Origin of the sequence: Sphingobacterium bambusae (assembly GCF_033955345.1) — a bacterium.
Lineage (GTDB): Bacteria > Bacteroidota > Bacteroidia > Sphingobacteriales > Sphingobacteriaceae > Sphingobacterium > Sphingobacterium bambusae.
Genome location: NZ_CP138332.1, coordinates 2,093,459 through 2,120,246, shown reverse-complemented (window position 1 = coordinate 2,120,246; position 26,788 = coordinate 2,093,459). Strand labels below are relative to the sequence as shown.

The 26,788-nt window shown below is 45.5% G+C and carries 14 protein-coding genes; 12 read left to right on the top strand and 2 right to left on the bottom strand.

The window, feature by feature from the left end:
• Window positions 1–24 precede the first annotated feature (24 nt).
• Window positions 25–1,251, bottom strand: a complete 1,227-nt coding sequence (def, locus tag SCB77_RS08915) for a peptide deformylase (RefSeq protein ID WP_320186083.1) — start codon at window positions 1,249–1,251, stop codon at window positions 25–27.
• A 100-nt stretch (window positions 1,252–1,351) separates the two neighbouring features.
• On the opposite strand from def, the gene ruvX reads away from it, so the two are divergent.
• Both ruvX and ybeY read left to right on the top strand, forming a co-directional pair.
• On the top strand, window positions 1,352–1,762 hold the full coding sequence (gene ruvX, locus SCB77_RS08910; protein WP_320186082.1) for a Holliday junction resolvase RuvX: 411 nt from the start codon (window positions 1,352–1,354) through the stop codon (window positions 1,760–1,762).
• A 3-nt stretch (window positions 1,763–1,765) separates the two neighbouring features.
• Window positions 1,766–2,200 carry an rRNA maturation RNase YbeY gene (ybeY, locus tag SCB77_RS08905; protein WP_320186081.1) on the top strand — a complete coding sequence of 145 codons (435 nt, stop codon included), beginning with the start codon at window positions 1,766–1,768 and terminating at the stop codon, window positions 2,198–2,200.
• Between the two features lie 87 nt (window positions 2,201–2,287).
• Here the strand turns inward: ybeY and SCB77_RS08900 are convergent, their stop codons facing one another.
• The gene (locus SCB77_RS08900) at window positions 2,288–2,707 is read right to left on the bottom strand and encodes a nucleoside-diphosphate kinase (RefSeq protein ID WP_320186080.1); all 420 of its coding nucleotides are present in this window, start codon (window positions 2,705–2,707) and stop codon (window positions 2,288–2,290) included.
• 246 nt (window positions 2,708–2,953) lie between these two features.
• Here SCB77_RS08900 and SCB77_RS08895 point away from each other — a divergent pair, with 246 nt between their 5' ends.
• The 10 genes from SCB77_RS08895 (at window position 2,954) to SCB77_RS08850 (ending at window position 26,646) form a co-directional block, all read left to right on the top strand.
• Entirely contained in the window at window positions 2,954–4,234 is a 1,281-nt protein-coding gene (locus SCB77_RS08895; protein ID WP_320186079.1) for a rhamnogalacturonan acetylesterase, read from the top strand.
• A 530-nt stretch (window positions 4,235–4,764) separates the two neighbouring features.
• The gene (locus SCB77_RS08890; protein ID WP_320186078.1) at window positions 4,765–6,984 is read left to right on the top strand and encodes a fasciclin domain-containing protein; all 2,220 of its coding nucleotides are present in this window, start codon (window positions 4,765–4,767) and stop codon (window positions 6,982–6,984) included.
• Between the two features lie 18 nt (window positions 6,985–7,002).
• Window positions 7,003–10,281, top strand: a complete 3,279-nt coding sequence (locus tag SCB77_RS08885) for a SusC/RagA family TonB-linked outer membrane protein (protein ID WP_320186077.1) — start codon at window positions 7,003–7,005, stop codon at window positions 10,279–10,281.
• 18 nt (window positions 10,282–10,299) lie between these two features.
• The gene (locus SCB77_RS08880) at window positions 10,300–11,787 is read left to right on the top strand and encodes a RagB/SusD family nutrient uptake outer membrane protein (RefSeq protein ID WP_320186076.1); all 1,488 of its coding nucleotides are present in this window, start codon (window positions 10,300–10,302) and stop codon (window positions 11,785–11,787) included.
• Window positions 11,788–11,796: 9 nt separating this feature from the next.
• Window positions 11,797–13,452 (top strand): fasciclin domain-containing protein, encoded by a 1,656-nt coding sequence (locus tag SCB77_RS08875; protein WP_320186075.1) that lies wholly within the window; start codon window positions 11,797–11,799, stop codon window positions 13,450–13,452.
• A 29-nt stretch (window positions 13,453–13,481) separates the two neighbouring features.
• Entirely contained in the window at window positions 13,482–14,915 is a 1,434-nt protein-coding gene (locus tag SCB77_RS08870; RefSeq protein WP_320186074.1) for a fasciclin domain-containing protein, read from the top strand.
• A 12-nt stretch (window positions 14,916–14,927) separates the two neighbouring features.
• The gene (locus SCB77_RS08865; protein WP_320186073.1) at window positions 14,928–18,122 is read left to right on the top strand and encodes a SusC/RagA family TonB-linked outer membrane protein; all 3,195 of its coding nucleotides are present in this window, start codon (window positions 14,928–14,930) and stop codon (window positions 18,120–18,122) included.
• Between the two features lie 86 nt (window positions 18,123–18,208).
• Entirely contained in the window at window positions 18,209–19,960 is a 1,752-nt protein-coding gene (locus SCB77_RS08860; protein ID WP_320186072.1) for a RagB/SusD family nutrient uptake outer membrane protein, read from the top strand.
• Window positions 19,961–20,117: 157 nt separating this feature from the next.
• Complete coding sequence (locus SCB77_RS08855; RefSeq protein WP_320186071.1) at window positions 20,118–25,739, top strand: rhamnogalacturonan lyase family protein; 5,622 nt, start codon at window positions 20,118–20,120, stop codon at window positions 25,737–25,739.
• A gap of 1 nt (window position 25,740) precedes the next feature.
• Window positions 25,741–26,646 carry a PorP/SprF family type IX secretion system membrane protein gene (locus SCB77_RS08850; protein WP_320186070.1) on the top strand — a complete coding sequence of 302 codons (906 nt, stop codon included), beginning with the start codon at window positions 25,741–25,743 and terminating at the stop codon, window positions 26,644–26,646.
• Window positions 26,647–26,788: the final 142 nt, after the last annotated feature.

Genomic DNA, 26,788 nt, shown 5'->3' with positions numbered 1-26,788 from the left:
AGCGGCTCTTTTTCTGTTTTATGACTATGGAACAATACTTCCTTTCTCCGAATAAAATTGAATATGCTCATTGAGTAGAACATTTTCTTTTGTTTGCTGCTCTTCTAACCGATCAGGGTAGAGGATTCCATAGAGATGATCTACCTCATGTTGGAAAATCACTGCGGAGAATCCCTCGACGAGTTCTTCAACGGTTTTTCCACTTTTCCTGTCCACATATTGCAATTTGATGCTATAATTCCGGATGACGTCTTCTTTACGATCGGGAATGGATAAGCATCCTTCAGCGCCCTTACGTAAAAGCTTTGACCGCCAGATTATTTTAGGATTGATATACACTTCGAAAGGCTGCGCCGTCTTGTCAAAGCGTTGCACCCATATTAGGTTTTTGTTTACACCGACTTGTGGTGCGGCAATGCCTACTCCCGGATGGGACGGATCGTGCACGGTGGCCAACATCCTTGACATCAGGAGCGGTAAGCTGGGGTCGTCATGTTTGATATCATCAGACTGTGTACGCAAAATAAGGGAATCACGTTTCACTGTCGTCTGTAAAACATACATCTTTTCGTTGGCTTTGCCCGCCGTTATCAGCTTCTTTTCTTTATCTGTGAAATTCTTCGCCATGCTACTGTCCTGTTCGCGTTGATTTTTGGGTCCTGTGTATTTTTTTTCGCCGGCTTCGATAGCGATTGCTAGGTAATTCTCTTTTGGGGGCTGTGGACATCGGTATCCCGAACTGTAAGCGCAGTACGGATTATACGCCTTGTTAAAATCAATGGTCAATTTGCCGTCAACGATATCTTGCTTCTTTACATCGATATAGCGCCCACTTTCATACGTCGCTTCGCCGGTCGTTTTATCTAATATAGGAAAAAATAGATAGGATGACTGTACATTTGACTGAAACAGGCTGACATTTTCGTAAATAGGCAAGCTGAATTGTTGGCCTTTTAATGTAAAATGTACCCATGCGAAGCGCTTGAACTCCTTGCTTGTGCCATCTGATGTGGGCATACGGAAGCTAGGTTCATTGTAGAGATTCTCCACCGTAGCCTGTACTTTGAATGATTCATCGGGCTGGTAGTACGCCAAAAATTGGAGGTTATGCTGGGCAATAGGGCCTTTAGCTTGTTGAGACAAGCTCGTTAGTTGTTGCTTTCTAAAATCCTCAATGTGTTGCTGGTAACTTTGTCCGAAGCTCAGTTTCGTGCCCAGCAAAAGTAAAACCAAATAAAGGGTATATTTCATTGCTTTTTTTTAATCTATCAAATATATAGATTTTTTATTTGCTTCCCGTAGCCGCATGCTGCATTCGGAATCGTATTTTTGTACCAAAAGAACTCCTGCTATGCGCATAATGGCATTTGATTATGGTACCAAAAGGATCGGTATTGCCGTGACAGACCCGTTGCAGATTATTGCAACGGCATTGACAACGGTGCACCCGGAAAAGATTTGGGATTTTCTATCCGCATATCTCGCTACCGAGCAGGTGGAGACTTTTGTGGTAGGCAAACCCCTACAAATGGATGGGTCGGCTTCAGAATCGGCGCAGCATGTGACTGGTTTTGTCCGCAAACTTCGCAAGACATTTCCGGGTATACAAGTGGTCGAAGTCGATGAGCGCTTTACCTCTAAAATGGCAGCAGGCGTTATTGCGCAAAGCGGCAAAAAGAAAAGCAAGCGTCAGGAAAAGGGACTGCTGGATACCGTATCAGCAACCATTATCCTACAGACTTTTATGGAAACTAAATTTTAACTGATGGCATTGAAAGATATTTTGTTCTTCAACGAAGACATTGCGTACCCATTAAAAGATAAGCAGAAACTTCGCCAATGGATCGGCGAAACGATCAAGGCAGAGGGCTTCAAACGAATTGGCGAACTCAATTTTATTTTATGCTCTGACGCTTATCTGCTGGAAATAAATAAGGAATATTTGGATCATGACACCTACACCGATATTGTGACCTTCGATTCCTCCGAGCAGGAGGATGTTATCGCTGGAGACATTTTTATATCGGTTGAAAGAACCACAGAGAACGCCGCAAAGTTTGCCGTTTCTGAACGCGACGAATTACATCGTGTTATTATCCATGGTGTGCTTCACCTTTGTGGTTTCCACGATAAGAAAAAGGAAGACAAGGAGCTGATGACGAAGAAAGAAAATGAATACCTTGGAAAACGAGGATTCTAAGAGTAGCGGGGATAGTGCGTCTGTTTTCCTGAACAATAAAGGTCGGAATTTCTTCCGACCTTTATTGTTCAGGCTATTTGCTAGATGCTAGAAACGCTCGAATTGAGAGAAGTAGAAGTTACCTTCGATTTCTGCATTTTCGTCCGAGTCAGACCCGTGTACGGCATTAGCCTCAATAGATTCTGCATATTTGTTGCGAATTGTTCCTTCTTCTGCTTTCTTAGGATCAGTAGCTCCAATCAACGTACGGAAGTCTTCTACCGCATTATCTTTTTCTAAAATCGCTGCCACGATAGGTCCAGAAGTCATAAATGATACCAAGTCAGCATAGAAAGGTCTTTCCTTGTGTACCGCGTAGAAATTACCTGCCGATTCAGCTGTCAGCTGGATGTATTTCATTGCTACGATCTTGAAACCGCCTGCGATAATATCATTCAAGATTGCTCCGATATGGCCATTTGCTACAGCATCTGGCTTGATCATGGTAAAAGTTCTGTTTGTTGCCATTGTATTCGATAATTTTTCACAAAGTTAGTAAATTCATTGTTCTTTACCGTACATAAACCCTACGAAAATCAACGCTTTTTGTTCATGTGATTCAGCAGGAAAGAGCAGGTTGCCACCTTGCTACATTTTCTCTATTTTCAATTTTTTCCAATTATGTATCCATTGTTCTGCAATATCGTAAGCATTTGTGCAGGGAGATTTACTTCCCACTACCGCTACCGGACATGCTTTCTGTTTTTTCTCTTGATGTTTCCTATAGGGCAAGCACTATTCGCTCAACAACTTATCCGTAATTTTTCCTTTGGTAAGAAGTATGCGAAGGATGATGTCCTTATAACGAAGCCTCAAGCCTTCTCTTCTTCCATCGGTTATGGTTTCGAATTTGGAACCGAAAACGATATACGGATTGAAAAGGGGAGTAAGCAAGCGTCGCTTGCTAGCAACAAACCGTTTTACTTCTCGGTCAATGTGCCCGAAGGCAATTATCGGGTCACCGTGGGTTACCATGGTGATAAGGACACCGCTTATCACAGCACGATACGGTCGGAGTCGCGGCGCTTGCATGTGGAGGATCAGATCGTTCCTGCGGGAAAGAAAATAGCGACCAGCTTTATCGTTCATATCAAGAGCCCCTTAATCCATAATGGGGAGTCTGTGAAACTGAAAAAGCCACGCGAGGCGGCGAAGTTGGACTGGGATGATAAGCTGACCTTAGAATTCCAACGTACCACACGTATTGACTATATACGGATCGAAGCAGTTTCTACTATCACCACTGTATTTTTGGCCGGTAATTCCACAGTCGTCAATCAGGAAGATGAGCCTTGGGCATCTTGGGGGCAAATGATCCCTCGTTTCTTCGATCAACAGGTTGCCATCGCCAACCATGCCGAATCGGGGCTAGCGCTCAGTTCCTTTTTATCTTCTAATAGATTGGCCAAGATATTATCCGTCAGCCAACCAGGTGATTACCTGTTTATCGAATTTGGTCATAACGATCAAAAGGAGCAGGGCGAAAAAGCAGGAGCGTTCCATGGTTACGCCGAGCGTTTACGTCTATTCGTAAAGGAGTTTCGGAAAAAAGGGGGAATTCCTGTTATCGTTACTTCCACCGCGCGACGAGCATTTGATGCGGACGGTAATTTGTTATATACCCTAGGCGAATATCCAGCGGCAGCACGCCAAGTCGCCGCGGAGCTAGACGTTCCGCTAATTGATTTGAACAGGATGACCCGTGCCTTTTACCAGCGCTTGGGCGTAGAGAACTCTAAGCGTGCGTTTGTACATTATGCAGCCAATACCTTCTCCGAACAGCCTGAACCCTTGCAGGATAATACGCATTTCAATACCTATGGCGCCTATCAAATAGCTAAGATGGTTTTACAGGGTATCAAACAGGACAGGCTTGATCTCCAAGCTCACATTATCGATTTCGAAAGTTACGATCCATCCCTACCGGATGATTTTACCACATGGCATTGGCCTCCCGGTTTAAAAAACAGTCGGCTAAAACCCGATGGTAACTAGCAAAAAGCGAGCAATCTGATGAAGAAAGCTCGCTTTTTTTATTTGAAAAATATAGGAAGAGCTACAGGCAGGTTGCAACAGGATGGTAACGGCGCAAATTCGAAGTAAAAAAACATGCTGTATTTAACAATTAGATAAATGCTTTTAGCAGATGCCATTGTTGTAGCTCTAATCCATGACTGCTTAAATTATAGCATGTTCACTTATCTTTTGTAAGATATTGGCAGGATGCCACAGGTTGCGACTCCCTGCAACAGCTGATATATTTGAATTATAACGATACAATTTAGACCAGAGAAGTTAAATTTTGAAGAGTAAGTAGCAGTCACCGGTTTTATAAAGGAACCATTAGCGCACCGACATATTCTCCGTTATCTTCAACCATAAGGGTTTACACAATGCGTGTTACCTCTATTATAGAAAATAGCAACTAATCTTGTCCTTTTGGGCAATAGAATATGTTTTTAGCGCAAGCGACTGACCAATATATACGTGAATATAAAATAATTATAAACCTATAAAGCTAATTTATGCGTGTTTACAAAGTAACCTTTTATTGGGTTTTGTTTATCGTCTTATGCGTAGGCTGTAGAAAAGATGCATTTGATAATTTTTATAACCGCCCGGAAAATTTGGAATCGCCGATCTATACACGATTGGAAGAAGAAGGTAGGTTTTCTTTGTTTCGCCGATTAATCGAGAAAGCAAGCTATAAGGAAACGTTGGATCAGGCAGGCTATTGGACCATATTTGCGCCAAATGATGAAGCCGTCAACCGTTTTCTAACGCAAGAAGGTTATGGTACGGTAGAGCAAGTTCCCGAGGAAGTCGCTGCGCAGATTGTACGCTATGCGCTCGTGTATAACGCCTTTCAAACCAATCATATTGCCGATTATCAAAGTAATTTGGGTTGGGTTGAAGGCTTAGGCTTTCGTCGCCGAACAGCCTACTATGAAGGCTTTCAAAAACAAAAAGTGCGCATCAATGGCGTTGAGCAGGAGCTGATCGTGACCGCCTCAAACCGCAATAATGTTTCGGTGACATTTGGAACGCCCTATTACATCGATGGTGATAACAACAACAAATACGTCACCTATTTCCACCAGAAGTATGCGTCGATGAACAACCTGACAGCGGCAGACTATAGTTTCTTTCACCCCAATGTTACTTGGGCTGATTTTAACTTTATGGGAGCAAAGGTGTTAAAGGCCGACATCATCGCCGAGAACGGCGTGATACACGAAGTGGATGCCGTTACATTGCCACAACCAAGTTTAGATCGCTATTTGGCCGAGCATGATGATTATAGCTTCTTTAGGGATTCTATCTTAAACCAGTTCTTTGTTACCTATGCACCAAATGCAGCGGCTAGTAAAACCTACGAATATCGTACCGGAGAGGTTGCGCAGGTGTATGTAAAAGTTTATGATCCCTTATTGACCTTTTCTTTAAATAATGAAAACTATCTAAAAGAGGAGGACAACGACGGGCAGCAGGATGCTTTCACCTTGTTCATTCCAAAAAATGACGTCCTTATACCTTGGGTTCGCACGATTCTGTTGGAGCACTACAAGACCTTAAATAATGTTCCGAAGACGGTACTAGCCGATTTTGTCAACACGTTGTTGTGGCGTAATGCCGTTTGGCCAAGCCAGTTTTCGCTTAAGTTTAACGTGCATGAAGAGCCCGCTACTTTCGTGCAGCAGGATATCGTCGATAAAAAGATGTTGAGTAATGGTTTCTTTTATGGAACAAGCAAAGTGCAGGAATCCAACCTATTCAGCACCGTTTACAAGCATATTATCCTAGATCCTGATTATTCGTTGATGTTGATGCTGTTGAACAAAGAATATAAGCGTATCATCACTAACCCAAATCAACAGTTTACGGTATTTCTGTTTTCCGATAGGCTTTTGCAACAGTTGGGCTACGCTTATAACGAGCGAATAAACGAGTGGAGCTGGCGCGATAGAAACAATAATGTTATCGGGCATGCGATTACCGAACCACGTCTTCAACGGATACTCTACACCCACATTGTCGAGACGCCTAACGATGAGTTGGCGAATATTGAAAATAGCAGTGGCTACATACAAACCGGCGACAAAATTATTCCGGGAGAATTTATCAAATGGCAAAATGGCAATATGTATGCTGCAGGAAATGAATTTTTAGGGCAATCCGTTCATATAACCGGTTCGGCCAAATTCGGAAACAATGGTCGTATCTATTATGTGGATAACCTTTTGGAATTCTCTGCTGAAACTGCCGGACAGGCGGTCAACCGTGTGGCCAATGCTAATACGCAAACCAGCCGCTTCCGCGATTATCTCGTCAACTCGACCTTATATAGAGCTGCTGATTTAACGATTAACGGTATCGCTGCCGGTTCATCCTATACGATTCTGATGCCAAACAATGCAGCTATTCAACAGGCTGTTGACGCTGGTGTATTGCCGAGCAACACAGCTCCGACAGATTTGGTAGATAGAACAAAAGTTGAACGTTTTCTCCAGCATCATATCCTTACTAATATCAATGTCGCTCCAGATGGAAACCAAGACGTTATTTCAGGAATTAGTTTGTTGAAGGATGCCAGCGATCAGTCGGTTATCGTAGGTATCGCGAATGCCGTCAATAACCTTCGTTTTACAGATGCTTCCGGCAAGACAGTATCCGCGGTAAACAATACCAACCTTTATATCAGTAACCGTATCGTTCTCCATGAACTTAATGGATATCTAAACTAAACCAAGAACCTAAAGAAAATGAATTATATACTTATGAAATCGCAGTCGACATATATCTTTTCTTTGATCGTGCTATGTCTATGGTTCGGGATAGAGCCCGCGCTGGCGCAGACGGTTTTACGTGGAAAGGTTGTGGATTCCAAAAGCAAGGAACCCATTGTGGGAGCGACCGTTGCGGAGTGGGGTGCGGATAACAGAACCTTGACTGCCGTGACCACGGATATGGAGGGGAATTATGCAATAAGCTTAAAAAGCAATACCAATAGACTGAATATATCCTATATCGGCTATCACGCGCGAACCTTGCCCATCAATAAGCAAACACAGCTGCAGGTGTCCTTGATTTCAAACGACAATCAGATCGAAGAAGTATCAATTACGGCACAACAAGCACCAACCAACACGGGGCTGCTCAATATTTCTGCACGCGATTTGACAACAGCGACAGCATCGATCAACGCCAAGTTACTTCAAGAATTGCAATCTAGCTCCATTGATGAAGCTTTACAGGGCCGCCTGCCCGGTGTTGATATTTCTGCCAATTCCGGTGACCCGGGATCGGGAATGTCTATCCGTATTCGCGGTACATCTTCCCTGAGTGGGAATGCAGAACCGCTGATTGTTGTGGATGGAATGCCCTATGAAACCAGTATTCCCGGCGATTTCAATTTCGGGACAGCGGATGAAGACGGTTATGCCCAATTGTTGAATATCGCACCGGCAGATATCGAAACGATTACGGTATTGAAAGATGCTGCAGCAACGGCAGTGTGGGGATCACGAGCATCAAATGGCGTCCTTTTAATCACGACCAAGCGTGGCACCATGTCTAAGCCGACGATTAATTACTCTTTCCGCGGATCGATGTCCAACTTGCCCAGCGCTATTCCTTTATTGAACGGAAATCAATATTCACAATTGATTCCTGAGATGTATATGAATCGTACGGGAACGCCGCTGAATACGCTGCTCTCGAGGGAGTTTCAATACGATCCGGGAGATGTGTATTATTACAACAACTACAGCCAAAATACCGATTGGATTGACGCCATCACGCAAACCGGACTGTCTAACGATCACACCTTTTCCATTCAAGGAGGAGGCGAAAAAGCGCGCTATTACTCATCGGTCGCTTACCTAGGACAACGTGGCGTAACCGTGGGTACAGCCCTGCAGCGGATCTCGGCCCGATTGAATCTCGATTACGAAATTTCCGATCGTATACGCTTTCGTACCGACATCGCCTATACACATACCGTAACGGACAGGAATTACGTCAATTCCAACGATAACCAAGATAATATTCGCGGCACGGCCTATATCAAGATGCCCAACATGAGCCTCTATGAATACGATAATTATGGCAATATTATGCCCGTCTACTTCTCGCCAGAAAGGAATATCCAAGGTGCTTATCCTGGAACCTACAATCCGGCAGCGATGGCCGAATATGCAACAAATAAGCATGGTGGGGAACGTATCACGCCCGTTTTTAACCTCAAATATGATATCATACCCAATAAGTTGATCTCTGACTTTCAGGTTATGTTTGATATCAATAACACGCGGGTAAACAGCTTCTTGCCGCAACTGGCAACAGGGCGTCCTTTCACGGAGACGGTGGTGAACAGAGCCGGCGAATCCGATTATGATTCTTTTCGTTTGCAGACCAAGTCTAACTTGATTTACTTCCCGGTGAATACCGAAAAGCATAATCTGCAGATGCTGTTGTCTTGGCAAACGGATGATGCGCGTGGGTTGAATTACGAGTCGATGATATCCAACACGGCATCTACCTTGTTGACGGATCCATCCAATCCCGGCCGTACACAGAACAATGAGCTGGCGCTACGTGCAGGTCTAGGCGAATCGCGTGCCATTGGAGGTCTATTTAGCACCCAATATAAGCTCAATGATAAATACATTATCAATGCAGGGCTTCGGATGGATGCTAATTCCAAGTTCGGCGCGAACAATCGTTTTGGCTATTTCCCTTCCGTATCGACCCGTTGGCGCGTTTCCGGTGAGCGATTTATGGAGAATATCCCTTTCATCAATGAACTGAGTTTACGGGCCAGCTACGGTCAATCGGGTCGCGCCCCACGCGCAGACTACCTTTTTTATAGCAACATCATCAATAACGAAACAACCTACCTCGGTGAAACGGGTGTGTTTCCGGCCAACATGGAGTTGAGAAATCTGAAATGGGAAACCGTCAAAGGGCAAAATGTCGGCTTCAACATTGAAGTTTGGGATCGCAAAGTGAGGCTAGATGTGGACGTCTACAGAAATCGCACGGTAGATATGTTATTCGAAAATCTGGGTGTTCCAAACATCAGCGGTTACAACAGCATATGGCTGAACTCCGGAACCATGGATAACCAAGGTTGGGAGGTAGGATTGAACGCTACGCCCTACCGCACGAAAGACTTGACGATTGATTTTGCATTCAACATTGCCCGTAACATGAATGTCATCCGTGAAATTCCGGAATTTTTAGTGAACGAATCGGGACGTGGTACCGTGAACGGTGAGTTTAAGCGTATCCTACAAATGAACAATCCGATAGGATCATTTTATGGATATCGATTTTTGGGCGTTTACGCAACTACGGAGGAGACTATCGCGCGCGACGTGGATGGCAACCAGATTTTTGGTCCCGATGGCGAGCCTGTTTACATGCGCTTCAACTATCCTTCCACCGATTACGTATTTCAGGCAGGGGATGCGAAGTATGCCGATATCAATAATGATGGAAGCATCGACGAACGCGATATTGTTTATCTCGGAAATTCAAACCCTCGATTTACTGGAGGATTTGGCCCTTCGATCAACATCAAAAATAGACTGCGCATCAACTTGTTTTTCAACTTCCGCGTAGGATATGATGTAGTAAACGGCGCGATGATGCATACCACAAAAATGACAAATTACGACAACCAATCTACCGCCGTGTTGAGCCGTTGGCGAAAAGAAGGCGACGTGACCGATATGCCGCGTGCATTGATGGGAGCGGGTTACAACTGGTTGGGATCCGATCGTTATGTGCAGGATGCCTCGTTTATACGTTTTCGATCAGCAACCGTAAGCTATTCTTTCGGAAAGGCCTTGATCGATCGCCTAGGCATGAGTGACCTGCGCATGTACGTAACGGGCGAAAACTTCTTCACTTGGACCAACTACCTCGGGCAAGATCCAGAGATCAATATGCAGTCGGGAATATTTGGTGTGGCTTGGGACAATTCCCGAACACCACCCACCATGCGTTTCACCTTCGGACTATCTACTCGATTTTAACCATACATAACTAAAGCAATGAAAAAACTTCATATACATATTAGCATTTTCCTGCTTGCATTAGGTTCCTTGTCTAGTTCCTGCACGAAGTGGCTCGATCTTAAACCGCAAGACGGCTTGGTGGAGCAAGATTTTTGGCAAACAAAGGAGCATGTTCGATCGGCCGTAAATGGGCTCTATATTTCGTTAACTTCCGGTAACTTGGTTAGTTCCTTATTTATGCACGGAGAGATCCGCACCAATATGGTGGAGCTTTCTGCCTTCACCACACAGGTATTGGATGAGTATCGCTTTGCCAATCTCATGTCTGCTAATACGCTAACCAATTGGGGCGAATACTACCGTATTATTAACCTTTGCAATAATGTGATTGACAACGCTCCAAAAGCGAAAGAGATGGATCCTACCTTCTCGCAGGAAGATCTAGATGCTTACATCGGCGAAGCCTTGACCATTCGTGCATGGATGAATTTTTATTTGGCTCGGATCTGGGGCGACGTGCCATTGAAGCTTACCTTCACCCAATCTGATGATGATAATTTGATGATTCCGAAATCTACCCAAGCACAGGTTTTTGAAGCGGTAGTTGCCGACCTCACACGCGCTGGCGGAATGGTGAAAGAAACATTCGGTGGATCGGTGGCTATGGACAAAGGAAAGATCACAAAGAATACAGTTAATGCCCTACTGGCCGATGTGTACCTCTGGCAAAATGACTACGAAAAGGCTTTGGCGGCTTGTGATGTCATTATCCAATCTGGAAAATTCCAATTGGTGCCAGGTGCGGCATCCACTTGGTTGAATACGCTGTTCGCGGAAGGAAATTCTGTTGAAGGTATTTTTGAGCTGCAATACGACCGGCAGCAATTGAACCCCTTTCACGTGTTGTTTCGGCAAAATCCAACCTATTTGGTAGGAAACAATGTTTATGAATCCCTTTATATGATTGACGAATCCAATCCCGAGAATTTTGATGTTCGCGGCGATCGCGGATCCTTGGACGCGTCGAGTGGGCAAATCTATAAGTATCAAGGGATCAATAGGGAGTTGCGTAAAACTTTGGAAGAGTCCTATACCCACTGGATGGTCTATCGCTACGCCGATGTATTGCTGATGAAAGCGGAAGCATTGAATGAATTGAGCCGTGGACAGGAGGCTTTGGACTTGATTTATGAAATCCGTGAGCGGGCCAATGCCTTGTCGTTTAACGATCTTAACCCTAGTCCCTCTGATCCGGAATCTATTACGACGTTTCTATTGGAAGAAAGAGCTCGGGAGTTTGCCTATGAAGGTAAGCGTTGGTTTGATGTGTTACGATTTGCTCGCCGAGACAATTATGCGCGCTTGGATTTTATTACCAATATGGTCACCGAATACGCCCCCGTCGATAGGCAACAGTCCATGCTGGGTAAATATAGAGATCCGAATAGCCATTATCTACCTATCTATTTCACGGAGCTGCAAATGAATAAGGCATTGATACAAAATCCATTTTATACCAATTAATTGACGGTTATGAAAAGACGATATATTCAACAGTTTGTCTATTGGACACTCGGCCTCTGCATCATACTGATGCAAGGAGCCTGCGTAAAGGAAGGATTCACCGAAACCACCGATGAAACCCCAAACATTGCTACTTTTTTAAAAAACTCGACCGACTATACCTTGTTTTATGAAGCCATAAAGAAGGCCGGTACGGCTTCTTACCTTGATGCCTGGGGAACGTATACCGTGTTTGCGCCTAATAACGCGGCGATGAGCACCTATATGGGCTCTTTGGGGAAAAGTACGGTTGCCGATTTAAGCGATGAAGAAGTGAAGTTATTGGTGAACCAGCATATCGTGACCGACACGATTTCGACGAGCAACTTTCGCGATGGTAAGATCACAAAGAATGCGGTGGGCGGTATGTTCATCACCACATCCGTGCGCAATGTTGATGGGCATTCGGAGATTTTACTAAACAAAGAATCGGTGATTATTCTGCCCAATCAACGAACAGGAAACGGCTGGGTACACGGTGTTGATAAGGTGTTTACGCCTATTACGCGCACCGTCATGGAAGAGGTACTTGCTAATGCGCAATTGAGCCTTTTTGCGGAAGCCCTTCAAGCTACTGGACTAGATGTACTGTTGAACAGTGTGCAGACCGATCAGTACTATTCGGTGTTAGCCATTTCTAATACGGTGTTCGCACAGCGCGGCATCCAAAGTTTGGATGATCTGAAAGAACGTTACCAGAACACGTCAGATCCAAAGAACCCGACGGATAGCCTCTACATGCATATGGCCTACCATATTGTGCCTGAATTGAAGTATGTCTCTGATTTGATGTTGCAGTCGTCGCACACGACCAAAGTAAACAACGAGATTATTCTCGTTAAGGTTGACAGAGAGCGTGTATTAATCAATGAAGAGGAGTGGTTGGGAAACATCGAGCTGGGGGCAGAAGTAGACCGAGGAATTAGTGATAATACGGCAAGAAACGGTGTGTTACACTATTTGAAAGATAATATTTACATCAAGCAGCGCTTTCCCTTTCCGGTATATTGGGATCCTGCAGATCAACCGGAAATTCGGATGGCGGGTGTCTATAAAAGACTTGGGCTACGCACCTATAATGGATTCTTTAAGGATATCAAATGGGAGGGCTCAGGCTGGGTAGACTATTCCATTGGCGGTGGTAGCAGTGCAGGATCGGTCAATGGCGATTATTTATCCTTTCAATTGCGCACGAATACCGCTACGGTGACGTCCATAGAGTTCAAAACACCGGTCATCGTGCGAGGACGATATAGGGTATGGTTGAGCTTCCGGACGATACAGAATTCGAATGGCTCGGGTAACCTTATGGATGTTTACTTCAATAACAACAAACTTTCAAGACAGCTCAATCAAGGAGAATACAGAAATACGACGCTTGCTGCAAGGGAATTGGAAGCACTTGGTTATAAGCGAGTGACTGCCTCGTCGAGTTCCAATGTGCACAATTGTAAGATGCTAGGCATTGTGGACGTGGACGTGACGGATCGACAAACCCTGAAGCTTGTTGGCTTGGGCAATGGTAACGCATCAAGTTTCCTGTTGGATATGGTACACTTTATACCGGTGGATATGGAGCAGATCTATCCGATGTTTGATGTAAATGGTGAGGCGGTGTATCCGTAAGGGATGTTGAAGATACTAAATAGATACTGATGAAAAATAGCATAATACCTATACTGGCTTTTGTTTTCTTGACTTTTGGACTGGTGCAATGCTCCGATCCTTGGGATGAACACATTGCCGAAGGTCTGACAGATGTCAACCAAAGTCTCTTGGAGCGATTGAATAAGGAAGAAAATGCAACCCTGTTTATGGATTTGTTGAAATCTTCTGGGCTGGATAACAACTTGGACGGAAAGATTGCCTACACCGTGTTTGTGCCGCGCAATGAAACGATTCAATCCTTGGTTACGAATCTAAAGGCTGATGCCACGGCGCTTCGCCGCTTTGTGCAAAACCATATTGCGGTTTCCACCTACCGCTTGAACAGCAGTAGTGACACCGTACAGCTGACGATGTTAAGTGGAAAGATTGTGGATTTGGTAAACTCGCGCGTGGGAGGCGTGGGTTTTGTAAACCCAAATAAAGGAAGCAGCGATGGTATTTACCATCTCATTGATGGTCCGCTAATGCCGCAACTGAATTTGTGGGAATACATTAGCCAAAACACCACCTATAGCCAAAACCTGTTTGTGGAAAGTTTGAGCACATACAACTTGCTACCCACCGCCTCGCCCGATGATCCAGGAGATTCATTGCTCAACAATGAATTTCTGCAGAACCTTGGTGACGTGCGTGTGGAAAAAGATCGTTTTACATATTTCGTTTTGGAGAATGAAATCTTCGACAGCGAAGTAAATGGATTCTTGCCGTACGTTAACTATAGAAATCAGGCCGATTCGTCCCTACAGATTAGCCGCTACCATATTGTTCGCGATTTGCTCGTCGCGCAGGCCTACAGTAGTACAGATTTGCCTGCCGAAGTAACGAGCATTTCTGGCGTTACCATTCCCGTTAATAAAGCGGATATCGTGGAAACCATTCCGTTGAGCAACGGATTCGTACATGTGTTGCGCGCCCCGAACTTACCTCTTCAAAACAAGCTACTGGATTTGAAAATTGAAGGAGAGCAGTGGTCCAATATCAGTGCCTCCGTAGGCAATTCCACTTTTGTGCGGGAGAAAAAGGATCCTTTAGGTCAAATTTTTAAAGATGTGATGATCCAAAACCATGGCGTGTCGCTCTTGTCGGTAAATTACAGACTACCTCATTTGTTAAGCACCAGCTATGATGTGTATTGGCGCGCTGTCAATGATATTCAGGCCAATGTGTTCCAACAACGCTTGTCTATTCTAGGCATGGCTGTCTTGGACGAGCAGGGACAGAGCCAGTTTCCCGAGCTTCGTAGCTTTCCATATACGAACGTGGAGCTGCGAAACTATAACGAAGTGTATTTAGGGGAGTTTGAACTTGCGCAGTTGCAGCAGGCTTGGGCTCAACTCACGGGCGCAGCAACCACCGCTAACGGAACGAATACACTTGTCTTGGATTATATAAGGTTGGTACCTAAAGTAAAACAAAACTAAACCAATTAGAACATGCAGTTGATACAGAAAGTATTTATTGGAGGATTTGCCTTGATGACGTTACTACCCACTCAAAGGGTGTTGGCGGAATCGGGTGTTGTATTCTCACACGAAATATATCGACGTGAAGTACAGGAGATTGAAATTAAAGGGGGTGTTCGTTTTGCATCCACTGGGCAACCCGTCGCGGGTGCCAATGTAAGCATTGAAGGTGTCTCCGTCGCTATTACAGAAAATGATGGTACGTTCACCTTAAAAGCTCCCTCCCGCAATGTCAAAATATTAGTACAGTATGCCGGATACCAAGATAAAATCGTGTTTTCGAAAGAAGAACAGGAGCAGATTGATATTGTCTTATACGAAGCCGACTATAACCCTTCATTGCGCACGGCGATCCAATTTAACCAAGAGACAAACAAGCTGTCCACCGCAGCGGCCATAGAGGTCGTAGACCTAAGGAAATATCAGTGGAGCAGCACCATCAGGGAGAATGCGGCGTCTGTTTTGCAAGGAAAGGTCGCGGGATTAAATGCCGTCCGCCGATCTGGTACGACAAACGCCGGTGCTAACATTACCTTGCGTGGTATCAACTCCTTTTATGGAACCTCGCAGCCCTTGCTCGTCGTTGACGGTATGCTTTATGAAGATAATGACTACAGTCATCAGCTCATAAAAAACCATTTTGAGTCTGGTTTGGCAAACATCGACCTCCGCGATATTGATAATATTACGGTATTGAAGGACGGTTCGTCGCAGTACGGAACGAAAGGCAGCAATGGTGTTATCTTTATTACGACCTCGCATGCCAATGAATTAGCTACCCGTATTAACTTCGGCGCTTTCAGTAGTTTCAACCAACGTCCAAAAGCATTGCCGCTCATGAAGGGTAATGCGTACCGATCTTACCTCTCTGAAATTTTAAGTACACAGGGATTATCGTCAGCGGAAATTGCGGCTAAGCCATATTTCGCTGCGACGATGAATACCGCGGATTATTACAGCTACAACAACGACACCGATTGGCAATCCGTTGTTTTCGACCATAGCATTTCGCAAAACTATTACCTGAAGGTAACGGGGGGAGACAACATCGCCAAATATTCACTGTCCACAGGCTACATCAACGACCAAGGGATTTTATTGCATGATGAAATTACGAAGTATTCCATGCGTTTGAATGGCGACTTGCAGTTATCCAAGAAGTTTTCCATGCAGTCCAACCTTTCGTTTTACTACAATCAACAAAATCTGCGCGACCAAGGAATCCAATCGTTCTCCAGCCCCTTGTCGACAGCCTTGGTTAAATCGCCTATGCTGTTTACCAATGTCTTTGGTGATGATGGTAGTTTTTCGCCGCGATTGGCTGATGTTGATATTTTCAATCAAACGAATCCTGCGGTATTGGTCAGCGAAAATACAATTGGAAGCAATACAAGCTATCGTTTTATCGGGAACATCCATTTTAATTTTGTTTTTAATGATCGATACAGCGTGAAAAGTATTGCTGGGTTGGTGTATGACAAGGGACGGGAGAATTTCTTCCTGCCGGAGATTGGCGTATATGCGGAAAATCTACCCATTGCCGAGGTAAGTAACCAATCTGGTGCCGAGGTGCGACGCATGTTTAATCTCTTTAACGACACATACCTAGATGCCAAAAATAAATTTGGGCGGCATCATCAATTGCATTCCCGTCTCGGGATTCGCGTGCAATCTAATAAAGCAGAGTACGACTATGGTCTAGGATTCAATACGGCTAACGACGACTATGTCAATGTAGGATCAGGGAGTAATCTTTTGCGGCAGATACGCGGTGGATTCGGAAATTGGAACTGGATGAACCTTTACCTGACTAACAATTACAGCTATAAAGATCGCTATTTGTTGTCTTGGGATGTCGCTATAGATGGATCATCTCGGTTTGGTTCAGATCCACAGCATAATATGTTGAAATTTGGACAACATGCCTTTGCTTTTAATTCGGCAGCTCATGCAGCATGGATTGTCTCTGCCGAGAATTTCTTTACATCATCGACGATAGACCTGCTGAAGTTACGCGGATCATTCGGGTGGAGTGGAAATGATGATATTGGTGATTACGCCGCCAAATCCTACTACCTCTCGCAAAATCTACTTGGTGTGCAAGGCTTGATTCGTGGTAATATCGGCAATCCGCAGTTGCAATGGGAGCGCGCTCTGAAAACCAACTTTGGTGCTGATCTCTCCTTTGCGCAGGAACGTGTCAACGTTTCTTTGGACGTCTATCAAAACCAATTTAAGGATATGGTGACCTATCAAAGCTTACAGGCACATTCAGGGATTGATGTGGTCTTCTTGAATGGAGGATCGATGCGCAATACAGGTATCGAACTAGGCATCAATGGTCGAGTACTGCAAACGAAACATACCACGCTCGACTTAGGTGTACAGTTGTCCAAATACAAAAATAAGGTTACAGCATTGCCCGATGGTTCATTTGAAACATCGTACTATGGCGGGCAAATGATTACCCAAGTGGGTGCTGCAGCAAACCAATTCTACGGCTTGCAAACAAATGGCATCTACACGACATCACAAGAAGCCGCTTCTGCTGGATTAAATAGGCAATTGTCTGATGGAACTTTGGTGCCTTTTCAAGCTGGAGATGTGCACTACGTTGATCAGAATGGCGACAACATCATCGATGACCAAGATCGTGTGATCATCGGAAATCCTAATCCAGCATGGTTTGGTGCCTTTACCACCGCATTAAATTACAAAAACTGGTCTTTCAATACGCTGTTTACCTACTCTCTAGGCAATGACCTGTATAACGCGGTGCGCAGAAACAGCGAGGCACTTAGCAATTACGATAACCAAAGTGCCGCCGTGATGAATCGTTGGAAAGAGGAGGGGCAACAGACCAATATTCCACGTGCCAATTGGGGTGACCCGATGGGGAATGCTGCATTTTCAGATCGTTGGATAGAAGATGGATCGTACCTCAGGCTGCGTACGGTAAGTGTGAGCTATCGTTTGCCACTGAATAAAGCGGTACTAAAATCGGTGCAGGTTTATCTCAGTGCGAATAACCTGTTCACGCTTTCAAAATACTTAGGTTATGACCCGGAATTCAGTTCCAGTGGTTCCATTTTTAATCAAGGAGTAGATATCGGCTTAGCGCCCCAATACCGAACATTTCAAGTAGGAGTGCGTGCAGGTTTTTAATAAGTAATGGGCAGCTTCACCGATATGCAGCACGCCGAAAGGAACTGTGTGGCGGTACTGTCGAGGATAAAGAAAATAGAATGTATATGAAACGAACGATCTTATATAGCCTGTGCTTGGCTTTAACTATGTTGGGAAGCACATCCTGCTCCAAGTTTCTTGACGTAGAGCCGAAAGAGGTTTTGCTGAAAGAGCAAATGTATCGCAATATCTTTGATGCCGATGCAGCGGTTATCGGTGTATATGGTAAATTCCTCGGACTGGCCGAGCAGCATGTGTTATTGAACGAGTTGCGTGCTGATCTCTTAACGGTAACGCCGCAAGCCGATCCCTACTTGCATGAAATCAATGCGAATGATGTGACCGCAATGAGTACCAACAATCCCTATATTAACCCCCGTAAATTTTACGAGGTTATTTTGGCCTGCAACGATGTGTTATCCAATTTTGACCTGATGCGCGCCGAAAACAAAATGGATGTTGATCAATACAATAGGCGCTATTCCGATATCATGGGGGTGCGTACTTGGGTATACCTGCAATTGGGTATTCACTTTGGTCAAGTTCCCTACGTAACCGATCCATTGGAAAATATGAACGACGTACTTGATGACAACAAGTATCCCATCATTTCATTCGAACAGCTGTTGACGAATTTAATTCGTGATATGGAAACCCTGCCTTTTAAAGGCGTGTATCCAGATGATGAGTCGTTACGACTTGCTGTTGATGGATTTTCGTTGGAGCGATTCTTTGTTAATAAGTATGCTTTGATGGGAGATCTTTACCTATGGAGCAACGATTATCTGAAGGCCGCCGATGCGTACAAAAGGGTAATGACGTATTACGATAATATGGGGAATGATACATGGCGGTTTGACTATTTCAAGCTTAAGGAACGCTCCGTCACAGACAATAACGATTTATCTGTGGGCTATGCCCGAAACAGGGAGCAAGATATTCGAACATTCGTGAACAGCAAAAGCTTGGGCTGGAGATCGATTTTCTCGCGCTCGCAGGATGGCTTGTGGAATTCGGAATGGGTATGGACTATGCCTTTTGCAAGTAACTTCGGACAGGCAAATCCATTTATCCGCTACTTTGCGATTCAGGGTGGGTCATACCTCTTGAAACCTAGTCAGGAAGTCTTGGATCTATGGGATCAACAGGAACAATGGAATGGGGTGCCTTATGACGGTAGGAAAATACTGTCTGTTTCCAATGTAAATAGTCGCCCAGTCGTCACTAAATATACCGATGAGTACACGGATATAGCTAGCCTGATACCTATTGACGAATTTAGCCGTAATGGCAAGTGGTTCTTATACCGCACCGCGAAACTACATTTACGCTTTGCGGAAGCCGCAAACCGAGATGCAAAGCATAAACTGGCTCTAGCGTTGTTGAACAATGGGCTACGCAGCAATTATGACGATCCGACACAAAGCGATAAAACCGATGTGATGCAAACGCATCTTCCATGGCCCTATGATTTTGACGCACGAATGGGCAATGTGCCAAATTACCGCAGTACTTGGCATCGTAATGAAGGTATTCGTGGAAGGGCATATCTACGTAACCGCACTATTGACAACCCTGCGGACAGCTTATTGTTTATTGAAAATTATTTGATCGAAGAAGCTGCATTGGAACAGGCCTTCGAAGGGAGCCGGTGGGAAGACCTAGTGCGCATCGCGAGACGACGCCAAGATCCTACATTTTTGGCCGATAAGGTTTACCAAAAGCTAAGTAAGGATGGGGTGGCAAATGCCGCAGCCATCCGTAGCAAATTATTGCAACCTGAAAATTGGTATCTCCCGTTTCGTTGGGAGCAATAGTAGATTTCTAAGAATCAAAGCATCAAAGGCACTGCTGGAAAAGCTACCGGATTTTCCAGCAGCGCAAGCCGCTTATTCGAATTTGTCTCGGCCTTGTGCCACGGCAAAGCTATTTAAGGGTTAACCATATTAAATACTAGTAACAAAAAACTAAATTATGAAGCGATTTCTTTTGTTAGGAATGATTTCTTTTGTTGCCGCGCTTTCTGTTGGGTTTATCATCATGAACAAAACGCGTATCGTTTTGATTGGCGATTCTACTGTAAGAAGTGGGCACGAAGAACGACCAGATGGAGTCTTGTGGGGCTGGGGAACTGCCCTAAAAGAACAGCATGCTAACGGTCAGGTCGATTTTGATAATCAGGCTATTGCAGGGCATAGTAGCCGTACATTTTATGCCAGTGGAGCCTTCGACCAAGTGTTGGCAGGCCTCTCTGCCGGCGATGTATTGCTGATGCAGTTTGGACACAATGATGGCGGAAGCGTTACTGGCGATGGAAAAGCCAGCCTGCGTGGTACGGGTGACAATATTCAAAATGTCACTAATCCCGATGGTAAGCAAGAGGTCGTACACTCCTATGGATGGTATCTCCGATATTTCGTGCAGCAGGCCAAGGCTAAGGGGGTAAAGCCTGTTGTGCTATCGCCTGTACCCAGAAATAGTTTTGTAGAAGGATTCACCGTTCGATCGTTGGAAGATTATGGCTTATGGGCTAGACAGATAGCTGAATCGGAAACTGTGGATTTTCTAGATCTAAACAACCGTGTTGCCGACCTTTATGATTTCATGGGGAGCGATGCCGTACAGGCGTTTTTCCCACAAGACAACCTACATACCAATCGAGAAGGAGCCACTGCTACGGCAGAAATTGTATATCAAGGGCTGAAAGATTTGGGAATCGTGCGTGATAGTGAAACGAATGAAAATGTATGGGAACTGCTAGGGACCGCATCCGAATTATCTGCTACGGTATCTACACATCCAGAGATCACGACTGTAAAATCTGGTGAGACGACAGTACCTTACGCTGTTTTTAGAAACGCCGATGGACTCGTGGTAAAGCGTATGCTCGGTAGCAATAGCTGGGAGCAGGTAGGTGATGTGGTTGCTACAACAGCAACCACTTACTCCCGCATTTGGGCAGATAGGTCGGGTAAAATCTACGTAACCTATGCGGATGGTACCGGATCGGGAGCACAAACCAATCACTATCTCGCCATCAAGTACTACGACCCTTCGTCCAACAGTTGGATAGCCATGGGCAGCGAGGCTGGTAGTCCTCGTATTGGTGTACGTAGTGTGATCAACCCTGTGAGTCAGCTCGTCGAGTCCCGTAACCATGCCATGACCTTTGATCGGAACAATATTCCTTACATCGTCTACGTGGAAGCTCGAGGAGACAACGTCCCTATGGTAAAGCGTTATGTTAACGGTGCTTGGGAACTCGTTGGCTCGGGAGCGGCGAGTACGTCCATTGCCTCATCGGTTTCCATCGCTTTTGATTCGGCTAACGTACCCTACATCAGCTATTTGGGTATGACAGCATGGAACAGCACCACGGGAACCGTTGCTGTTCGATATTTCAAAGATAACGCTTGGCAAAGTTTGGAAGTGACTAACGGAGGTAGCGCACGCCATCCGCAGATGAGCATTGCCAATGATGTCCTCTATATCGCTTTTATGAATGCGGCGGATGGGAGTCGCGCTACGGTCGTATATCGGCCGGTATCAGCTGGAGATTGGGCCTCCTTTGGTCGTCTTTCTGATGCTGCAACCAGTGATTTTAATGTGGATGTTGATGATGCGGGCAACCTTTTCCTAGGATATATGGAGGGTACGTTGGCGCGTGTGTTTCATCTTTCAAAAGGGAGCAATGCTTTTGTTGAACTTGCCCAAAATGCGACAGCGACGGGAGTTGATCAAAATGCGTCTCGCTTAGGTTTGATAGCGGGAGGAGATAGAAATCCTTATATTATCTACTTAAAGCCAAATTTAGCTGAAATCAGTACTCCTGTCGTACAGCGGTATATTTTGCCGAAAGTAACCTATCCGCCCAATACTTGGGAACTCCTTGGAACAGAATCGCAACTTTCAGCAATTGCCTCCACATATCCCGGGGTAACGACGACGGTCAATGGAGAAACCTACGCGGTATTTGCCACGAGTGATGGACTCTTGGTGAAGCGGATGGTTGCTACCGGTAGTTGGGAACAGGTTGGCGCTTTTGTGACAACCACTGCCAACAGCTATTCTAGAATTTGGTCGGACAAAAAAGGAAAAATTTACGTGACCTATGCTGACGGTACGGGGTCTGGGGCGCAGACAAATCATTATTTGGCCATCAAGTATTACGATGCTTCCAGCAACAGTTGGCTTCCTATGGGAACAGCTGCTGGAAATCCTCGCGTTGGTACGCGAAGCTTGATCAATCCGGTGAGCCAATTGGCGCAATCACGCAATCATGCCTTAGCTTTTGATAAGGATGATATTCCCTATATCGTGTATGTAGAAGCACGAGGCGACAATGTGCCGATGGTGCAGCGCTATGTAAATGGCGTTTGGGAAGTTGTTGGAGCGGGGCCTGCAAGTAACGATATCGCATCTTCGGTATCGATTGCTTTCGACGGCGAAAATGTGCCCTACATAGGGTTTATGAGTATGGCAGCCTGGAATAGCACCACAGGTAATGCGGCGATTCGTTATTTTAAGAACAATGCTTGGCAGAGCATTGAGGTTAGTAATGGTTCGGGAGCACGCCATCCACAGATGACCATCGCCAACGATCATCTTTATATCGGCTTTATGAACGCTGGTGATGGAAGCCGTGCAACGGTGATACATAGCCCAATTTCCACCATACAATGGGCCTCATTCGGACGTTTGTCCAATACGGCAACAACGGATTTCAACATAGATCGTGATGCTAGTGCGGGTGTTCTTCTGGGTTTTATGGAAGGTGCACAAGCGCGTGCTTTTTACTTGCAGAAAGATGGCACATCCTTTCGGGAGTTAGCAAGAAATGAAACAACGACAGGCTTGGATGATGGTACCTCCCGATTGACCATAGCTGCGGGAGCAGATAATAAGCCTTATGCGGCCTATCTAAAAAATAATGCTGCGGGAATATCGCTTCCCACCATACAGCGCTATCATTTGGTGGTCACGGAAGAAGAACCTGAACCTGAGCCGGAACCTGGTCCTGATGAAGTAGTCACGACGCCGCGTTGGGTAGAATCCTTAGATCGAGGCGTTGTTGCGGTACGGCCATCGAATAATCGGGTGTTTATAAGTTGGCGATTGCTGGGGAGTGAACCCGTGAATCTGGGTTTCAACGTGTACAGAAATGATATCAAGTTGAATGAAGAGCCTATTGTCGGAAGTACCAATTATCAAGATGTAACCGAGGAAAATGGTAAGTATATCGTGGTACCGGTGCAAGACGGCGAAGAAAAAGAGCCATCAAAGGCGGTGGATGTTTGGGCACAAGGATTTTTATCCATCCCGATGGATATTCCTCCAACAGGTGTTGCTCAAGACGGAACGGCTTACACCCATACGGCGAATGATTTAAGTGTGGGCGATCTCGATGGCGATGGTGAATATGAAGTGGTGGTAAAATGGGAGCCGACCCTAAGTGGGGACAATTTGGCCGGTCAACGTGGTATCGTTTACATTGATGCATATAAGCTGGATGGAACAAAACTCTGGCGATTAAATCTTGGAAAGAATATCCGTGCAGGAGCGCATTATACGCAATTTTTGGTCTACGATTTCGATGGCGATGGAAAAGCAGAGGTAGCACTACGCACCTCGGATGGTACTGTTGATGGACAAGGAACAGTGATTGGCGATGCCAATGCCGACTGGAGAGAACCGAATGGATTTATCTTGTCAGGCCCGGAATATTTAACCGTCTTCGAGGGGTTGACCGGTAAAGCGTTGGCAACAGTAGATTATATTCCTGAGCGGGGACGTGTAGCTGATTGGGGAGATGGTTATGGCAACCGCGTAGATCGATTTGTCGCTGCGGTAGCTTATCTAGACGGCGAACGCCCCAGCATGGTTTTCGGACGTGGTTACTATACCCGAATGGTGCGGGCGGCTTGGGACTGGCGCGATGGCAAATTAACAAGTCGTTGGGTATTCGATAGCAATAAGCGAGGCAATGAAGCCTATGCCGGCCAAGGTAACCACCAGATGTCCGTTGCTGATTTGGACAATGACGGTAAAGATGAGATTATTAATGGAGCGAGTGCCGTGAATGATAATGGCCGCGGGCTTTATGTGACAGGGAGGGGGCATGGTGATGCCTTGCATGTCAGTAAAATGGATCCCAATAGAGACAAACAATTGGTTTGGATGCCCCATGAATCACCGACTTCTTACAAAGATCTTGCTGTAACCTTAGTGGATGGTACAACGGGTGAAACCTTATTTGGTATTCCCGCGACCCGAGATATAGGTCGCGCCATGGCAGCAGATATCGATCCAAGATACCCCGGTTACGAGATGTGGTCTGCGGTAGGCGGTCTGTATAATGTCAGCGGACAACAGATTACGCCAGCACGTCCGGGATCGATGAATTTCGGCATTTGGTGGGATGGCGATCTACTACGTGAATTGCTTGATGGTACGAATATCGATAAATGGGACTGGAACACGAATGCTGTAAAAAGACTGGCCACATTCGGCAATCAGGGCGCCGTGTCCAACAACAGTACTAAAGCAACGCCCGGCCTAAGTGCTGATATTTTAGGAGATTGGCGCGAAGAGGTTATCTACCGCTCTGAAGACAGTAAAAGGCTGATGGTGTTTTCAACAGCTATACCTACGACACACCGTTTGTATACCCTCATGCATGATCCACAATATCGGTCGGCTATTGCTTGGCAGAACACCGCCTACAATCAACCTCCTCACCCGGGCTTCTATCTTGGCGAGGGTATGGCCGCGCAAACGGCACCGAATGTGGCGGTTGTAGCACTAGAGCGGAAACCACAGGAGATTGTGTTTCCGGATATGGAAGATAAAACCTTTGATGTAGGCGAAATAGTTCCCGCTGCGGTAGCCACATCGGGGCTCAGGATAACTTATATTTCCGATAACCCTGCGGTAGTTGAAGTGGACAACCAGCGCCTTAAGTTTGTTGGTGTGGGAACCGCCAATATCACCGCGCAACAGGCTGGTAACATCGCATGGGAAGAAGCCGCACCTATCGTTAAAACACTAACCGTAACCAAAGGAATACAGACCATATCTTTTGATCCGTTGCCGACATTGACCGTTGGCGATAAGCCCTATGAAGTGGTCGCTAAAAGCGCATCTGGACTCCCTATTACGTTGCGGTCGGAGAATCCGGCAATAGCAGCGGTGCAGGGCGATGCCGTCGAAGCACACCAAGAAGGAAAAGTGGGCGTCGTGGCCTCGCAGGCAGGAAACCAATTGTGGGAGGCTGCAGCAGATGTTCGTCAGGAATTGCTTGTGTTGGCGCTGCCGGCGATGGATATCGTTAAAGTGCTGACCCCAAATGGCGACGGTGAACATGATGTATTGGTCATTCGAGAGATAGAACGTTACCCCGAAAATAATGTGCAAGTATTCAATAGACAGGGACAACTTCTATTCCGCATGGACAATTACAACAATGCAGATAGGGTATTCGATGGTCGAAATTCATCCGGACAACTGTTGAATGATGGAACCTATTTTCTCAAACTTGAATGGATGCAGGATGGCAAAAAGATGCATCAAAATGGTTGGTTTTATTTAAAGCGATAACATGAATAGATATATATTATATAGCGGATGTATAGTAGGCATCTTCGCCTTGATTTTTGCAAGTGCGCGTGTGCAGGCGCAACAGCAGATAGGATCCTACCTGCATTATGTACAGCATCCTGACCAAATTAACCAGGCCTACACGTTAAGTGCCGATCAGGGCAAGATTTACAGCGTCGGACGCAAACAGTGGGTGAATATGGAGGGCGCACCAACGACCGTACTGATGGGCGGCCATGTGAAAACTAAAAACGAACGCTCTTCGGTGGGCCTGAATGTTTTATATGATAAGATAGGTCCAGAACGCTACACAGAGGTCAATGCTTTCTACGGACATGCCATTCGCCTTTCCGAAAACGATTACCTATCGGGTGCCATAAATTTAGGTATGCGCTTATACAATGTACGGTTCTCCCGTCTAGAGGAGAGTGACCCTTCTTTACGGCAAGATATTGATGAAAAAGTAGGTACCGTTGGCCTTTCATTTATGTATTATCGACCCGAACATTTTTATGTGGGACTTTCGTTGCCTCGAATTGGTGGCGAGCAGTTCAAGCAAGTGGCCGTTTTCCGCGAAAACTATGCGGCTATCGCTGCCTACCTTTTTGAGGTGGATCCCGGTTTTCACGTAAAAACTAGCGCGTGGCTTGCTCGGATGGATAACAACAAGCTGTTGGGCAATTTTTCCGCGACCGCTTTTTTAAACCGAAAGTTTGGTATTGGAGCCAACTATGCCACGACTAAGGATTTAGGGTTTCTCGCTTCGTTTACCGTAAGTAATGCGTTACGTGTGGGCTATGGCTACCAGTTTGGAATGGCCAGTACCAGTATCGGTGGTATGCGTAATGGATCACATGAGATATCCATCAGTTACCACTTTGCAAAAAATGGCATCCGTTTGCTGTAAATAGGCTGTTCGGAAAAAGTGATGCTTTTAAAGTAATAAAGAGCAGGTTTGGGTTCGCTCCAACCTGCTCTTCTTATATATCTACCCCATGACACCCCATAACGGTTTTTTGTCGTTTTGCATGTATATTAGTAAGCCTAAC

Coding starts and splice junctions, on each gene's coding strand:
- ruvX (WP_320186082.1), top strand. CDS start 1,352: ATGCGCATAATGGCATTTGATTATGGTACCAAAAGGATCGGTATTGCC.
- SCB77_RS08860 (WP_320186072.1), top strand. CDS start 18,209: ATGAAACGAACGATCTTATATAGCCTGTGCTTGGCTTTAACTATGTTG.
- SCB77_RS08865 (WP_320186073.1), top strand. CDS start 14,928: ATGCAGTTGATACAGAAAGTATTTATTGGAGGATTTGCCTTGATGACG.
- ybeY (WP_320186081.1), top strand. CDS start 1,766: ATGGCATTGAAAGATATTTTGTTCTTCAACGAAGACATTGCGTACCCA.
- SCB77_RS08900 (WP_320186080.1), bottom strand. CDS start 2,707: ATGGCAACAAACAGAACTTTTACCATGATCAAGCCAGATGCTGTAGCA.
- SCB77_RS08890 (WP_320186078.1), top strand. CDS start 4,765: ATGCGTGTTTACAAAGTAACCTTTTATTGGGTTTTGTTTATCGTCTTA.
- SCB77_RS08850 (WP_320186070.1), top strand. CDS start 25,741: ATGAATAGATATATATTATATAGCGGATGTATAGTAGGCATCTTCGCC.
- SCB77_RS08895 (WP_320186079.1), top strand. CDS start 2,954: ATGTTTCCTATAGGGCAAGCACTATTCGCTCAACAACTTATCCGTAAT.
- SCB77_RS08870 (WP_320186074.1), top strand. CDS start 13,482: ATGAAAAATAGCATAATACCTATACTGGCTTTTGTTTTCTTGACTTTT.
- SCB77_RS08875 (WP_320186075.1), top strand. CDS start 11,797: ATGAAAAGACGATATATTCAACAGTTTGTCTATTGGACACTCGGCCTC.
- SCB77_RS08880 (WP_320186076.1), top strand. CDS start 10,300: ATGAAAAAACTTCATATACATATTAGCATTTTCCTGCTTGCATTAGGT.
- SCB77_RS08885 (WP_320186077.1), top strand. CDS start 7,003: ATGAATTATATACTTATGAAATCGCAGTCGACATATATCTTTTCTTTG.
- def (WP_320186083.1), bottom strand. CDS start 1,251: ATGAAATATACCCTTTATTTGGTTTTACTTTTGCTGGGCACGAAACTG.
- SCB77_RS08855 (WP_320186071.1), top strand. CDS start 20,118: ATGAAGCGATTTCTTTTGTTAGGAATGATTTCTTTTGTTGCCGCGCTT.